This window comes from Aeromonas sp. V90_14 (assembly GCF_029967615.1).
In the GTDB taxonomy this organism is placed as follows: Bacteria; Pseudomonadota; Gammaproteobacteria; order Enterobacterales; family Aeromonadaceae; genus Aeromonas; species Aeromonas hydrophila.
In genome coordinates this window covers 103,912-118,223 of record NZ_JASCAS010000006.1, presented here as the reverse complement: position 1 = coordinate 118,223, position 14,312 = coordinate 103,912, and the positions used below count along the sequence as shown (strand labels likewise).

Sequence of the window (14,312 nt, the reverse complement as noted above, 5' to 3'; positions counted from 1 at the left end):
TGCCGCTAATATGTCCTCAATCCCGTGTTCATACACCCGAGTCACTCCTATGCTTGCAAGCCTGACACTCAAACAGAAAATCCTGGCCACGGTCACCCTGGCCGTGGTGCTCTCCTGCCTGCTGGTAGGCTACTTCAGCCAGCGCTCGGCGCAGCAGCTGATCGAAAGCCGCATGTTCGAGCAGGAGCTGCCCAACCTGACCCAGCGTATCGGCAAGGAGATCGAGAAGGATCTCACCTCGGTCGCTGGCGCCGCCAGACAGCTGGCCAACGATCGCTTCGTGCTGGACTGGGTGGCCCGCGGCATGCCCAAGGAGCAGGAGTCGATCCTGATCGACCAGCTCAAGGACATGGCAGCCCAGTACGGGCTGGTCACCGCCTCTTTCGCCGATCGCCAGAGCGCTGCCTACTACAACCAGGATGGCTTCCTGCGCAACCTCACCCCGGAGCAGGATGCCTGGTTCTACGGCTACACCAAGAGCCAGCAAGACCTGATGCTCAGCATCTTTCGCGAAAGCAACGGCGAGGTGAAGCTGTTCGTCAACTTCCAGCAGCTCAATGGCCGCGGCCTCGCCGGCCTCGCCAAGTCCCTCGACAGCATGGTCAGCATGCTCGCCAACTTCCGCATCGGCGACAGCGGCTTCGTGTTCATGACCGACGGCAGCGGCAAGGTGAAACTGCACCCAGACGCCAGCCGCATCGACCGTGACAGCCTGGCCCAGCTGGCAAGCGGCAGCGGCAACCTGCTGAACAAGCAGCCCTTTGCTGCCACCCACGCCGAGATCGACGGTCAGCCGGTGGTACTGGCCAGCAGCTACATTCCGCTGCTCGACTGGTATCTGGTGGCCCAGGTGCCGGAAGCGGAGATCTATGCCGAGCTGGACCGCGCCCGCCTGCACATCCTGCTGGTGAGCCTGGCCATCGCCGCCGGCATGGGGCTGCTCGGCATGCTGCTGGCCGGCTCGGTCAGCCGCCCGCTCAACCAGCTGGCCCGCCTGTTCCGCGAACTCGGCAGCGGTGACGGCGATCTGACCCAGCGCCTCAAGGTGGAGGGGCGGGATGAACTGGCCCAGGTGGCCACCGGCTTCAACAACTTCGTCGCCAAGATCCACGGCTCCATCGAGCAGGTGGCGAGCAACTCCCGCCAGCTCGCCGCCACCGCCAACGAGGTGGCCGCCAAGGCCCAGCTGACCCAGCACAACTGTACCGCCCAGCGGGATCGCACCGTGCAGGTGGCCACTGCCATCCACGAGATGGGCGCCACCGTGAGCGAAATCGCCGGCAATGCCTCGCTGGCGGCCGATGTGGCCAAGCAGGCCAACGAACAGGCTGACGCCGGCGCCCTGGTGGTAGCCCAGGCCCGTCACGGTATCGTCGGCCTCTCCGGCGAGATTGAACAGGTGGCCGGGGTGATCGAGTCGCTGGCCAGCCAGACCGACTCCATCGGCAGCATCCTCGACACCATCCGCAGCATCTCGGAGCAGACCAACCTGCTGGCGCTCAACGCCGCCATCGAGGCCGCCCGCGCCGGTGAGCAGGGCCGCGGCTTCGCGGTGGTGGCCGACGAGGTGCGCAACCTCGCCAGCCGTTCCGCCGCCTCCACCGCCGAGATCCAGAGCATGATCAACCGGCTGCAGGAGCAGAGTGCCCGCGCCGTCAGCGCCATGGCCCAGGGCCGCAACCAGAGTCTGGAAGTGGTGACCCAGGCTGACGAGGCCAACGGCGCCCTCGGCCAGATCACCGCCCACATCACCCAGATCAGCGACATGAACATCCAAGTCGCCACCGCCACCGAGGAGCAGTCCAGCGTGGTGGGCGAGATCAACCGCAACGTGGAAGACATCAACCAGCTCACCATGGAGACTGCCGACATCGCCCACCAGCTGACCGAGTCGAGCCGCAGCCTGCAGCACCTCTCCGGCGAGCTGGACAAGCTGGTCGGCAACTTCCGGCTTTAAGACTTCTGACATCATAAGGGGTGCTATGGCGCCCCTTTTTGTTGGTCGTTTGTTAACAAAAACTCAAGTTGGCGCCAAATCCGTCGATTTATACTCTGATAATTCACATCGTCATGATCAGCGAGGAAAACCCATGCTAGAAGGTAAACTGACGCTCAAATTGCAGCTGATCCTGGCTGTCACCGTACCCTGTCTCGCCCTGCTGCTGGTGGGCGGTGCCAGCCTCAAGAGCATGGGCACCATCCAGCAACAATCCACCGAGCTTTACCAGAACACCGCCACTCCCATGCGGGCCATGGCGGAGGTGGTGTCACGCATTCCCCGCATGCGAGTCGGCATCGACATGATGCTGCTGCAGGATACCTCTCTCAAGGATGCGAAGGGGGTGATCACCCGGGTCAAGGAGAGCCGGGAGGAGGACATTCCCGAGATGCGTCAGGCCATGCAACAGGCCGTCACCGCCCAGACCGACCCCGCCGCCAAAGCCAATGCCCAGCAGCTGCTCAGCCAGTTCGAGGGAATGGCAAGCAACGAGCTGGCTCCCATGCTGCAGGCGCTGGAACAGGGGGACATGGAAGCAGCAAGGGGCATCTATCGGGATCGCTATACCGTCACCTACGGCACCATGCGCAAGGATGCCAACGCCCTGCTCGACGGCCTGATCCAGCAGGCCCAGCAGCGCCATCAGCTCGGTGAACAGAGCTATGCCAGCGGGCGGCTGCAGATGATCAGCATCATCACCGGCGCCATCCTCATCTCGCTGCTGGTCTCGGTACTCATCCTGATGAACCTCAAGCGCCGAGTCGGCTTCCTGCAACAGTACATCGGCTATGCCGCCGAACACCTGGCGCTGGATTCCCGTGCCCAGCTGAACGGCAATGACGAGCTGGCGGAGATCACGGTGAGCTTCAATCACTTCGTCAGCAAGATCCACAGCGCCATCGAGCAGGTGGCCCGCAACTCCCACCAACTGGCCGCCACGGCTGACGAGGTGGCCGCCAAGGCCCAGCTGACCCAGCAGAACTGTACCGCCCAGCGCGATCGGACCGTGCAGGTGGCCACCGCCATTCACCAGATGGGTGCTACCGTCACCGAGATCGCCGGCAACGCCTCCCTCGCCGCAGAAGTGGCGAGACAGGCCAACGAGCAGGCGGATGCGGGTGCCGGCGTGGTCGCCCAGGCGCGCCACGGCATCGTCGGTCTCTCCGACGAGATTGCACAGGTCGCCGGGGTGATCGAGTCGCTGGCGACCCAGACCGACTCCATCGGCAGCATTCTGGAAACCATCCGCAGCATCTCGGAGCAGACCAACCTGCTGGCACTCAACGCCGCCATCGAGGCGGCCCGCGCCGGTGAGCAGGGTCGCGGCTTCGCCGTGGTGGCCGACGAGGTGCGCAACCTCGCCAACCGCTCCGCCGCCTCCACCGCCGAGATCCAGGGCATGATCAACCGGTTGCAGGAACAGAGTGCCCGCGCCGTCAGTGCCATGACCCAGGGCCGCAGCCAGAGTCTGGAAGTGGTGACCCAGGCTGACGAAGCCAACGGCGCCCTCGGCCAGATCACCGCCCACATCACCCAGATCAACGACATGAACATCCAGGTCGCCACCGCCACTGAGGAGCAGTCGAGCGTGGTCGGCGAACTCAACCGCAACGTGGAGGACATCAACCAGCTCACCATGGAGACCGCCGACATTGCCCACCAGCTGACCGATGCCAGTCGCGGCCTGCAGCAGCTCTCCGGCGAGCTGGACAAGCTGGTCGGCCACTTCCGCCTGTAGCCTCTGGCTACCTCGACACAACTTGCCAGAGGGCGCTGCGGCGCCCTCTGTCGCCACCACGGCAGGCCGTGACGCAGGGGCTTTGCGCCGCCTCCACCCGCCTCTGAAAATGCCCCATAATCAGGAAAATGAGAGGAGGAGTTATGGGCAAGCTGGTAGTGATGATCTTGCTGAGCGGTCTGCTCAGCGCCTGCAGCAGCGGGCCGGTGCGGGTGCACGGCGCCGACGTGAGCGTGGACGATACCCGGATCCGGGTCAGCGATGGGGATCGAGGGGGCTACGGCACCTTCTGTCCGCCTGGGCAGGCCAAGAAAGGGCGCTGCTAAACCGCCAGCAGACGCTGAAAAACAAAAAGCCGCTCGATTGAGCGGCTTTTTTACAGGCAGAAGTGAATTACTTCTTCTTCTTGGCCTTGGCGTTCGGCAGATCGGTGATGGAGCCTTCGAACACTTCGGCTGCCAGGCCCACGGACTCGTGCAGAGTCGGGTGAGCGTGGATGGTCAGCGCGATGTCTTCGGCGTCGGCACCCATCTCGATGGCCAGACCGATTTCACCCAGCAGTTCACCACCGTTGGTACCCACGATGGCACCACCGATGACGCGGCCGCTCTCCTTGTCGAAGATCAGCTTGGTCATGCCGTCGGAGCAGTCGGACGCGATGGCGCGACCGGAAGCCGCCCACGGGAAGGTGGCCACTTCGAAGTTCAGCCCTTGTTGCTTGGCTTCCTTCTCGGTCAGACCAACCCAGGCCATCTCTGGCTCGGTGTAGGCGATGGACGGGATCACTTTCGGGTCGAAGTAATGCTTCTTGCCGGCGATGACTTCGGCAGCCACGTGGCCTTCGTGCACACCCTTGTGAGCCAGCATCGGCTGACCAACGATGTCACCGATGGCGTGGATGTGCGCCACGTTGGTACGCAGCTGCTTGTCCACCTCGATGAAACCGCGCTCGGTCACGGCAACGCCGGCCTTCTCGGCATCCAGCATCTTGCCGTTCGGCACACGACCTACGGCAACCAGCACGTTGTCGTAACGGACCGGCTCGGCCGGGGCGTGCTTGCCTTCGTAGGAGACGTACAGGCCGTCTTCACGGGCTTCAACTGCGGTGACCTTGGTCTCCAGCATGATGTTGAACTTCTTGGCCACGCGCTTGGTGTAGATCTTGACGATGTCTTTGTCGGCAGCCGGTACCAGCTGGTCGGCAAATTCCACCACGTCGATCTCGGACCCCAGGGAGGAGTACACGGTACCCATCTCCAGGCCGATGATGCCGCCACCGATAACCAGCAGCTTGCCAGGAACGGTAGTCAGCTCCAGCGCATCGGTAGAGTCCCATACGCGCGGATCGTCATGCGGAATGAACGGCAGCTTCACCGGACGGGAACCGGCAGCGATGATGGCGTTGTCGAAGGTAACGGTGGTTTTGCCGTCGGCACCTTCCACTTCCAAGGTGTTCGGGCCGGTAAATTTACCGAAGCCGTTAACAACCTGTACTTTACGCATCTTGGCCATGCCAGCCAGTCCGCCGGTCAGCTGGTTGATGACTTTCTCTTTCCACAGACGGATCTTGTCGATGTCGGTCTGCGGGGCACCGAAGACGATGCCATGCTCGGCCAGCGCCTTGGCTTCTTCAATGACTTTGGCGACGTGCAGCAGCGCCTTGGACGGGATGCAACCCACGTTCAGGCAGACGCCACCCAGGGTGGAGTAACGCTCGACGATAATAGTATCCAGACCCAGATCGGCTGCACGGAAGGCAGCGGAATAACCGGCAGGGCCAGCACCCAGTACTACGACCTGGGTTTTGATTTCTTTACTCATCATGACCTCTTTGTCGTTCTTATATCCCCGGACAGCGCAGTCTTAAACCAGAACGAGGCGGCTGCAGCCGTGAAAAAAACGGGGCAAGTTTACAATCCTGTTAACGAAATGAGAAGTAAAAAGGGCAGGCTCTGGGCCCGCCCTCTCACTTACAGGACCAGTCGACGAATGTCGGACAGCACGCCGTTCATGGTGGTGATGAAGCGAGCTCCATCGGCACCATCGATGACGCGGTGGTCGTAGCTCAGGGCCAGCGGCAGCATCAGGCGCGGCGCGAATTCTTTGCCGTTCCACTTCGGCTTCATCTCGGACTTGGAGACGCCCAGGATGGCCACTTCCGGCGCGTTGACGATCGGGGTAAAGCTGGTACCGCCGATGCCACCCAGGCTGGAGATGGTGAAGCAACCGCCCTGCATGTCGGCAGCGGTCAGCTTGCCGGCACGGGCCTTCTTGGAGATCTCGGCCAGATCACGAGACAGCTCCATGATGCCCTTCTTGTTGACGTCACGCACCACGGGCACAACCAGACCGTTGGGGGTATCCACCGCCACACCGATATGGATGTACTTCTTCATGATCAGCTTGCTGCCATCTTCGGACAGGGAGCTGCAGAAGCGCGGGTGAGCTTCCAGCGCCTTGGCGGCGGCTTTCAGGATGAACACCAGCGGGGTGATCTTCACGTCTGCCTTCTGCTTCTCGAGCATCGCGTTCTGCTCTTTGCGGAACGCTTCCAGCTCGGTGGTATCGGCTTCGTCGAACTGGGTGACATGAGGGATCATGACCCAGTTGCGGTGCAGGTTCGGACCGGAGATCTTCTGGATGCGGGTCAGATCGACCTCTTCCACATCACCGAACTTGCTGAAATCGACCTTCGGCCACGCCAGCACACTCATGCCGTTACCGTTGCCAGTGCCTTGACCCGCAGCCGGAGCGGACTCGGCGCGCTTGACCGCATCCTTCACGTAGGCCTGCACGTCTTCTTTGACGATGCGGCCCTTGCGACCGGAGGCTTTCACCTTGGCCAGGTTGACACCGAACTCGCGCGCCAGACGGCGTACGGCCGGAGAGGCGTGCACGTAAGCATCGTTGGCAACGAAGTCGGAGGCAGCAGCAGCCTGGGCAACCGGAGCCGGAGCAGCGGCAACAGGGGCAGCAGCGACCGGGGCGGCAGCCTGAGCAACCGGGGCAGCTGCAGCGGCCGGAGCAGCACCAGCCACTTCGAATACCATGATCAGGGAACCGGTGGAGACCTTGTCACCCGCCTTCACCTTGATCTCTTTGACCACACCGGCGAACGGGGCAGGCACTTCCATGGAGGCCTTGTCACCTTCCACGGCGATCAGGGTCTGGTCGGCTTCAACCTTGTCACCCACGGCGACCATGATCTCGGTGACTTCGACTTCGTCGCCACCGATATCCGGTACATTGACCTCTTTGGCAGCGGCGGCAACCGGGGCAGCAGCCACGGGAGCGGCAGCCTGGGCCGGAGCAGCAGCAACGGCAGGAGCGGCGCCAGCCACTTCAAAGACCATCACCAGGGAACCGGTAGAGACCTTGGCACCAGCGGCGACCTTGATCTCGACCACGCGGCCCGCGAACGGTGCCGGTACTTCCATGGAGGCCTTGTCACCTTCCACGGCGATGATGGACTGGTCAGCTTCAACCATGTCGCCCACGGCAACCATGATCTCGGTCACGTCCACTTCGTCGTCACCGATGTCCGGCACGTGCACGTCTTTGCGAGCAGCAGCAGCAGCAGGAGCGGCGGCCGGGGCGGCTGCAACCGGGGCAGCGGCCTGAACCGGCGCAGGTGCGGCAGCACCTTCGGCTTCGAAGATCATGATCTGGGAACCGGTGGCAACCTTGTCACCCACCTTGATCAGGATCTCTTTGACGATACCGGCGGACGGGGCCGGTACTTCCATGGAGGCCTTGTCGCCTTCTACCGCGATGATGGACTGATCGAGTTCGACCTTGTCACCCACGGCCACCATGATCTCGGTGACTTCAACTTCATCGGCGCCGATATCCGGCACCATAATCTGTTTGGACATTGTGCTTTATCCTCTTGCGTGCATCCGCGTGACCGACTGCTGTCACGCGTCTCTCGCGTTAACCTTTGCAAGGTCGTGCCGGGCAGCGAGTCCCGGCACGACACTTGATCCTCTTACGCGTACAGCGGGTTGACCTTGTCGGCATCGATGCCGTACTTGGCGATGGCGTCGGCCACAACCTGCTTGTCTACCTCGCCGCGCTTGGCCAGTTCGGTCAGGGCAGCAACCACAACGTAGAATTCGTTCACTTCGAAGTGACGACGCAGGTTGGCACGGCTGTCGGAACGGCCGTAACCGTCGGTACCCAGCACGCGGTAGTTCTCGGTCGGTACGAAGGCACGCACCTGATCGGCGAAGGACTTCATGTAGTCGGTCGCGGCGATGGTGGCTTCAGAACCCAGTACCTGAGCGATGTACGGTACGCGAGCATCGGCGTTCGGGTGCAGCATGTTCCAGCGATCCGCGTCCTGACCGTCACGAGCCAGCTCGTTGAAGGAGGTGACGCTGAACACATCGGAGCCGATGCCGTACTCGCTGGCCAGGATCTGGGCGGCGGTGCGCACGTGACCCAGGATGGAGCCACAACCCAGCAGCTGTACCTTGGCCTTGGTACCGGCCACGGTTTCCAGCTTGTAGATACCCTTGCGGATGCCTTCCTCGGCGCCTTCCGGCATGGCCGGCATGGCGTAGTTCTCGTTCAGGGTGGTGATGTAGTAGAAGACGTTCTCCGGCTTCTCACCGTACATGCGACGCAGACCGTCCTGTACGATCACCGCTACTTCATAGGCGTAGGACGGGTCGTAGGAGACGCAGTTCGGGATGGTGTTGGCCAGGATGTGGCTGTGACCATCTTCGTGCTGCAGACCTTCGCCGTTCAGGGTAGTACGACCGGAGGTCGCACCCAGCAGGAAGCCACGGGCTTGCTGGTCACCGGCTGCCCACGCCATGTCGCCGATCCGCTGGAAACCGAACATGGAGTAGTAGATGTAGAACGGGATCATCGGGCAATCGTTGGTGCTGTAAGAGGTCGCAGCAGCCAGCCAGGAGGACATGGCGCCCAGCTCGTTGATGCCGTCTTGCAGAACCTGACCCTGCTTGTCTTCCTTATAGTAGGAGACGATGTCGCGGTCTTGCGGGGTGTACTGCTGACCGTGCGGGCTGTAGATACCGATCTGGCGGAACAGACCTTCCATACCGAAGGTACGGGCTTCGTCAGCCAGGATCGGGACGATGCGCTTGCCGATGGACTTGTCTTTCAGCATCACGTTCAGGGAACGCACGAACGCCATGGTGGTGGAGATTTCGCGCGCCTGTTCACCCAGCAGCGGACCAAAAGCATCCAGCGCCGGGATTTCCAGCTTGGTGGTGCTCTCGCGCAGACGGGTCGGTACATAGCCCTTCAGCGCGGCACGGCGGGCGTGCAGGTACTTGTGCTCTTCGGTACCTTCTTCGATCTTCAGGTACGGCAGGGTTTCCAGCTGCTCGTCGGTGACCGGCAGGTTGAAACGATCGCGCAGGTGACGCACGGAGCCCAGATCCATCTTCTTGACCTGGTGAGCGATGTTCTTGCCTTCGGCCGCTTCACCCATGCCGTAACCCTTGATGGTCTTGGCCAGGATCACGGTCGGCTTGCCCTTGGTCGCCGCAGCCTTGGAGAAGGCGGCAAACAGTTTGCGAGGATCGTGACCACCGCGGTTCAGGGCGAAGATCTCCTCGTCGGTCATGTCTTTGACCAGCGCGGCGGTTTCCGGGTAACGGTTGAAGAAGTGCTCGCGCACGTAGCCGCCATCACGGGACTTCATGGTCTGGTAGTCACCGTCCACGGTCTCGTTCATCAGCTGGATCAGCTTGCCGGAAGTGTCTTTCTTCAGCAGCTCATCCCACTTGCGACCCCAGATCACCTTGGTGACATCCCAGCCGGCGCCGGAGAACAGGCCTTCCAGCTCGTTGATGACCTTGCCGTTGCCGACAACCGGGCCATCCAGACGCTGCAGGTTGCAGTTGACCACGAATACCAGATTGTCGAGCTTTTCACGCACGGCAACGGTCAGGGCGCCCTTGGCTTCCGGCTCGTCCATCTCGCCGTCACCCAGGAAGGCGTAAACGGTCTGCTCGGAGCAATCCTTGATGCCACGGTCGGTCAGGTACTTCAGGAAGCGAGCCTGATAGATGGCGGCGATGGGGCCCAGACCCATGGAAACGGTCGGGAACTGCCAGAAGTCCGGCATCAGTTTCGGGTGCGGGTAGGAAGGGATACCCTTGCCATCCACTTCCTGACGGAAGTTGTCCAGCTGCTCTTCGGTCAGACGACCTTCGGCGAAGGCACGGGCATAGATGCCCGGGGAGATGTGACCCTGGAAGTAGACCAGGTCGCCACCGTCCTTCTCGCTGCGAGCGCGGAAGAAGTGGTTGTAGCAGACTTCGTAGATGGTCGCGGAAGAAGCGAAGGAAGACATGTGACCACCCAGGTCCAGGTCTTTCTTGGAAGCGCGCAGCACGATCATCATGGCGTTCCAGCGGATGATGGCGCGAATGCGGCGCTCCATCTCCAGGTCGCCCGGGTAGTCCGGCTCTTCGCTGGACGGGATGGTGTTGATGTAATCGCGGTTTGCCTTGGCAGCCACGTCCACACCGCTTGCGCGGGCTTTCTCGGCCAACTGTTCAAGGATGAACTGAGCGCGTTGGGGACCCTCTTCACGCAGCAGGGATTCCAGAGAGGCAAGCCACTCCAGCGTTTCTATCGGGTCCACATCGTTCTTCAGGATATCAGACATGGCTGGTTCCTATTTTGTTGTGATTGCACGGCATTGCACGGCGAAGGGCGCAAGCATTCGACAATAAAGCCTTGTGGGATTAGTTTTCCTGCTGACGGATCCGACGCATGGATCGCTGGATCCGGCTGTCTTCCCTCTGCATATCCAACAAGGTGTCCTCGATAAAGGCCAGGTGCTCATGACAAGCTGCCCTGGCCCGCTCCGGAGCCCCCGACAGGATAGCCTCGATCAGATGCGCGCGATGGCGACGGATCTTGGCGACCACTCCCGGACGGCGATTCAGAATTTCGTTATTGCGTAAAATGTTCTGCTCAAGCATGGGGCCCATGGCCCGCAGCAGATGCAGCAGCACCACGTTGTGGGACGCCTCGGCCACCGCCAGATAGAACTGGGTGACGGCAGCGGATTCGCTGACCAGCGAGCCTTGCTGGCCGGCCTCCTCGATGGCGGACTGCACCTGACGGATGCGCTCGAAATCGGCGTCCGTACCCCGTAACGCAGCATAGTAGGCACAGATGCCTTCCAGTGCGTGGCGAAACTCCAGCAGGTCATACTGGGCTTCCGGGTGAGTGCTGAGCAGCTCGAACAGGGGATCGGCGATCCCTTTGCTCAAGGCGTTTTGTACGTAAGTGCCGCCGCCCTGACGACGATACAAGAGTCCTCTTGCCTCGAGGCGCTGGATGGCTTCGCGCAGCGAGGGGCGCGACACCTGAAACTGGATGGCCAGCTCCCGCTCGGGCGGCAACTTCTGGCCCGGCTGCAAACTGCCTTCCAGAATCATCTGTTCCAGCTCGGCGACAATGGCGTCGGCCAACTTGGGTTGAGTAATCTTGAGATAGGGCATGAGGCTGCTTTGTTAAATTGGTATTACCAATTTCATGAATGGGGCGAAAATTAGCAGAGGGCATGGGAAAAGTCCACCCAAAAGATGATCTGAATCAAGAATCAACCTTGCCACTTAAGGGGTAAAGAGAGGGATTTATGATTTAGCTCATAGAAATTGGTCAGACCAATATTTTTGACATCGCTCACAAGCAACATTTGATCAACAGCCAGTAAAAATGGCCTACCATAAAGGCAAGCCATTGTTTTAAAAACACAAACTTATTTTTAGAATAATTACTTAAAGTTGAGTGCCTGACGGTAGCGCGACCATTCGAAACTGTCACCCGGATCCGTCTTGCGCCCCGGCGCTATGTCGCAATGGCCAACGATACGATCCGCCGTAATGGCGGGATAATGACCAAGCAAGGTTCGGCTGAGCCCGGCCAATGCCTCGTATTGTGCGTCGGTGTATGGCAGCTCATCGGTCCCTTCCAGCTCGATCCCGATGGAAAAGTCGTTGCACGCCTCTCGTCCCTGCCAGCTCGATACTCCCGCATGCCAGGCTCTGGCACCAAACGGCACATATTGCACCAGCTCACCGTCGCGCCGGATCAGGCAATGTGCCGAGACCCGCAGCTGATGGATACCGGTAAAATAGGGGTGAGCGTCGGGATCGAGCCGCCCAAGGAAAAGATCATCGATGAAGGGACCGCCAAACTCGCCAGGCGGCAGGCTGATGCCATGCACCACCAGCAGGGAGATATCGCTCGGGGTGGCCCGCTCGTTGTGGTGCGGTGACGGCACCTTGCGGGCTTGCTCACACCAACCGTCTGAATCAATGGAAAATACTATTTTTGGCTGAGTCATTGTCTACTCGCTCTGCAATGGAATGGCGCATCTGGCAACACTGGACGGGCAACAAGGCGATCCACCTCTCAGGCTCATCGCAGTCGCCTCATGACAACGGGCAACTGTGATAGGCTGGGCCATCTTCCGCTGACTCAGGAAAGAATATGCACCCGATGGCACGCCGCTTCTGGTTGCTGGCCTGGCTCTCCCTGATGGGATTGCTGACCCTCTATTTTCATGCCCGTGAACAACCATCTGTCACCGCCAGCGGCGACCTGCTGCTCAAGGCCGATGCCAGCGGCCACTATCGTCTGGAGGGTGCCATCAACGGTCAGCCGGTGCAACTGCTGCTCGATACCGGTGCGACCCGCATTACCGTGCCACAACAGGTTGCCGAGCGGCTTGGCCTGACCGCCCGCGGCAGCAGCCAGGTGAATACGGCAGCCGGCTTTATCCGGGTCGACAACGGCACCATCGAAACGCTGGCGATGGGACCACTGACCTTGTACGATCTGGCCATCTTCATCAATCCGGCAGCGGCTGGCGACGAGGTGCTGGTAGGCATGAACGCCCTCGGCCGGCTGGAGCTGGTTCAAAAGGAGCGGCAGTTGCTGCTCAGACCTTTGCAGGAATAAAAGGCATGCTACAACAGGACATCCGCCGCGCCGTACGCGCCGCACTACTCGAAGACTTGGGCGATGCCCTCACCCCGTTGGATCAACCCGATGCCAGCGCCGACATCACGGCCCAGCTGATCCCGGCGGATCGCCTCGCCAGCGCCAGGGTCATCACCCGCGAGGCTGGCGTATTTTGCGGCCAGCCCTGGGTCGATGAGGTGTTTGTCCAGCTTGGTGGCGAAGTCAGAGTTGAATGGCTGGTACAAGATGGCGAAGTGCTCTCCCCCAATCAGGAACTGTTTCGCCTGCATGGCCCGGCCCGCGTGTTGCTGACCGGTGAGCGCAATGCCCTCAACTTCGTGCAGACCCTCTCCGGAGTGGCCTCTCTTACCGCTCGCTACGTGGCCGAGCTGGCAGATACCGATTGTCGGCTGCTCGATACCCGCAAGACCCTGCCGGGACTGCGCAGCGCCCAGAAGTACGCAGTCACCTGCGGCGGTGGCAAGAACCACAGGATCGGCCTGTTCGACGCTTACCTCATCAAGGAGAACCACATTCTCGCCTGTGGCGGCATCGCTGAAGCAATCAGCGAAGCACGCCGTCTCAACCCGGGTAAACCGGTAGAGGTGGAAGTCGAATCCCTGGTCGAGCTGGAGCAGGCATTGGCTGCCAGCGCCGACATAGTGATGCTGGATAACTTCGACATTCCCATGATGCGCGAGGCGGTTGCCCTCAATCAGGGCCGCGCCAAGCTGGAGGTGTCCGGCAATGTCACGCTGGATACCCTGGCGGACTATGCCGCCACCGGCGTCGATTTTATCTCGGTCGGCGCCCTGACCAAGCATGTACGCGCTCTGGATCTCTCGATGCGATTCATCTAGCCGAAGAGGCATCATCATGCCCCTATCTTGTCGCTGACATATAACAAGATGAAGGACTTGCAAAAGGCGCCACGGGCGCCTTTTCTTTAAGGCAGGATCCCTCGGCAAAGGAGTGTGAGATGGACCCATCCCCGCCAGTAAAAAAGAGTCGATAGGGACTCTTCATCCATGATTTATATCAAAATTTTCGCAAATGACAGAAAGATTGTTAACAAAGACCCCGGCCTCTGTTGCCAAGTAAAACAGCTCGGATAAGATACTGACGTGTGGATAGTTTTCCACCGGCACTTCCCAGGAACCAAGGACAAAAAGGATATTTGAAATGAAGAAACAATCAGGCTTTACCCTTATCGAATTGATGATCGTGGTCGCGATCGTCGCCATTCTGGCCGCCATCGCGCTGCCGGCGTATCAGACCTATACCCAAAAAGCGAAGTTTTCTGAGGTTATTGCGGCAACAGGACCTGTGAAAACGGCAGTCGAGGTTTGCTTCCAGAGCACCTCTGACGCGACCAAGTGTCAAGCACAAGGGAATAATGGAATACCATCAGCCCCCAGTGCTGCAGGTAATGTGGCAAGTGTTGTATTGGCTGCAGGTTCCGGTGGTGCTGAATTCCAAATCACAGCAACATCTCAAAACCTGTCAACAAACTACACTTATATTCTATCCGGCGACACGGCCACAGGTAATGTCGTCTGGACGGCGAATGCATCTGGTGCTGCAGGTACCTGTGCTGCTGCAGGTATCTGCTGA

11 protein-coding genes are annotated in these 14,312 nt (G+C 60.5%); 6 read left to right on the top strand and 5 right to left on the bottom strand.

The genetic code is table 11. The features are described from left to right. Window positions 1–49: 49 nt before the first annotated feature. From QLG02_RS06890 to QLG02_RS06880, 3 genes are all read left to right on the top strand, one after another. Entirely contained in the window at window positions 50–1,957 is a 1,908-nt protein-coding gene (locus QLG02_RS06890; RefSeq protein ID WP_282464820.1) for a methyl-accepting chemotaxis protein, read from the top strand. Between the two features lie 133 nt (window positions 1,958–2,090). After that, the gene (locus QLG02_RS06885) at window positions 2,091–3,737 is read left to right on the top strand and encodes a methyl-accepting chemotaxis protein (RefSeq protein ID WP_282464819.1); all 1,647 of its coding nucleotides are present in this window, start codon (window positions 2,091–2,093) and stop codon (window positions 3,735–3,737) included. A gap of 143 nt (window positions 3,738–3,880) precedes the next feature. Continuing rightward, a complete protein-coding gene (locus tag QLG02_RS06880) occupies window positions 3,881–4,063 on the top strand; it encodes a hypothetical protein (RefSeq protein ID WP_011707560.1) in 183 nt (60 codons plus the stop codon). A gap of 67 nt (window positions 4,064–4,130) precedes the next feature. On the opposite strand, the gene lpdA is transcribed toward QLG02_RS06880, so the two are convergent. From lpdA to ampD, 5 genes are all read right to left on the bottom strand, one after another. After that, window positions 4,131–5,558 carry a dihydrolipoyl dehydrogenase gene (gene lpdA / locus QLG02_RS06875; protein ID WP_017409445.1) on the bottom strand — a complete coding sequence of 476 codons (1,428 nt, stop codon included), beginning with the start codon at window positions 5,556–5,558 and terminating at the stop codon, window positions 4,131–4,133. Between the two features lie 149 nt (window positions 5,559–5,707). Continuing rightward, entirely contained in the window at window positions 5,708–7,612 is a 1,905-nt protein-coding gene (gene aceF / locus QLG02_RS06870) for a pyruvate dehydrogenase complex dihydrolipoyllysine-residue acetyltransferase (protein ID WP_282464818.1), read from the bottom strand. A 113-nt stretch (window positions 7,613–7,725) separates the two neighbouring features. Then, the gene (gene aceE / locus QLG02_RS06865; protein ID WP_011707563.1) at window positions 7,726–10,386 is read right to left on the bottom strand and encodes a pyruvate dehydrogenase (acetyl-transferring), homodimeric type; all 2,661 of its coding nucleotides are present in this window, start codon (window positions 10,384–10,386) and stop codon (window positions 7,726–7,728) included. A 79-nt stretch (window positions 10,387–10,465) separates the two neighbouring features. Next, a complete protein-coding gene (gene pdhR, locus QLG02_RS06860; RefSeq protein ID WP_011707564.1) occupies window positions 10,466–11,230 on the bottom strand; it encodes a pyruvate dehydrogenase complex transcriptional repressor PdhR in 765 nt (254 codons plus the stop codon). Window positions 11,231–11,505: 275 nt separating this feature from the next. Then, on the bottom strand, window positions 11,506–12,078 hold the full coding sequence (gene ampD, locus QLG02_RS06855) for a 1,6-anhydro-N-acetylmuramyl-L-alanine amidase AmpD (protein WP_282464817.1): 573 nt from the start codon (window positions 12,076–12,078) through the stop codon (window positions 11,506–11,508). Between the two features lie 146 nt (window positions 12,079–12,224). Here ampD and QLG02_RS06850 point away from each other — a divergent pair, with 146 nt between their 5' ends. The 3 genes from QLG02_RS06850 (at window position 12,225) to QLG02_RS06840 (ending at window position 14,312) form a co-directional block, all read left to right on the top strand. Further along, on the top strand, window positions 12,225–12,695 hold the full coding sequence (locus QLG02_RS06850; protein ID WP_282464816.1) for a retropepsin-like aspartic protease: 471 nt from the start codon (window positions 12,225–12,227) through the stop codon (window positions 12,693–12,695). Window positions 12,696–12,700: 5 nt separating this feature from the next. After that, the gene (gene nadC / locus QLG02_RS06845) at window positions 12,701–13,558 is read left to right on the top strand and encodes a carboxylating nicotinate-nucleotide diphosphorylase (protein ID WP_282464815.1); all 858 of its coding nucleotides are present in this window, start codon (window positions 12,701–12,703) and stop codon (window positions 13,556–13,558) included. Between the two features lie 322 nt (window positions 13,559–13,880). Beyond that, window positions 13,881–14,312: a prepilin-type N-terminal cleavage/methylation domain-containing protein gene (locus tag QLG02_RS06840; protein WP_282464814.1), complete on the top strand. Its 432-nt coding sequence runs from the start codon at window positions 13,881–13,883 to the stop codon at window positions 14,310–14,312.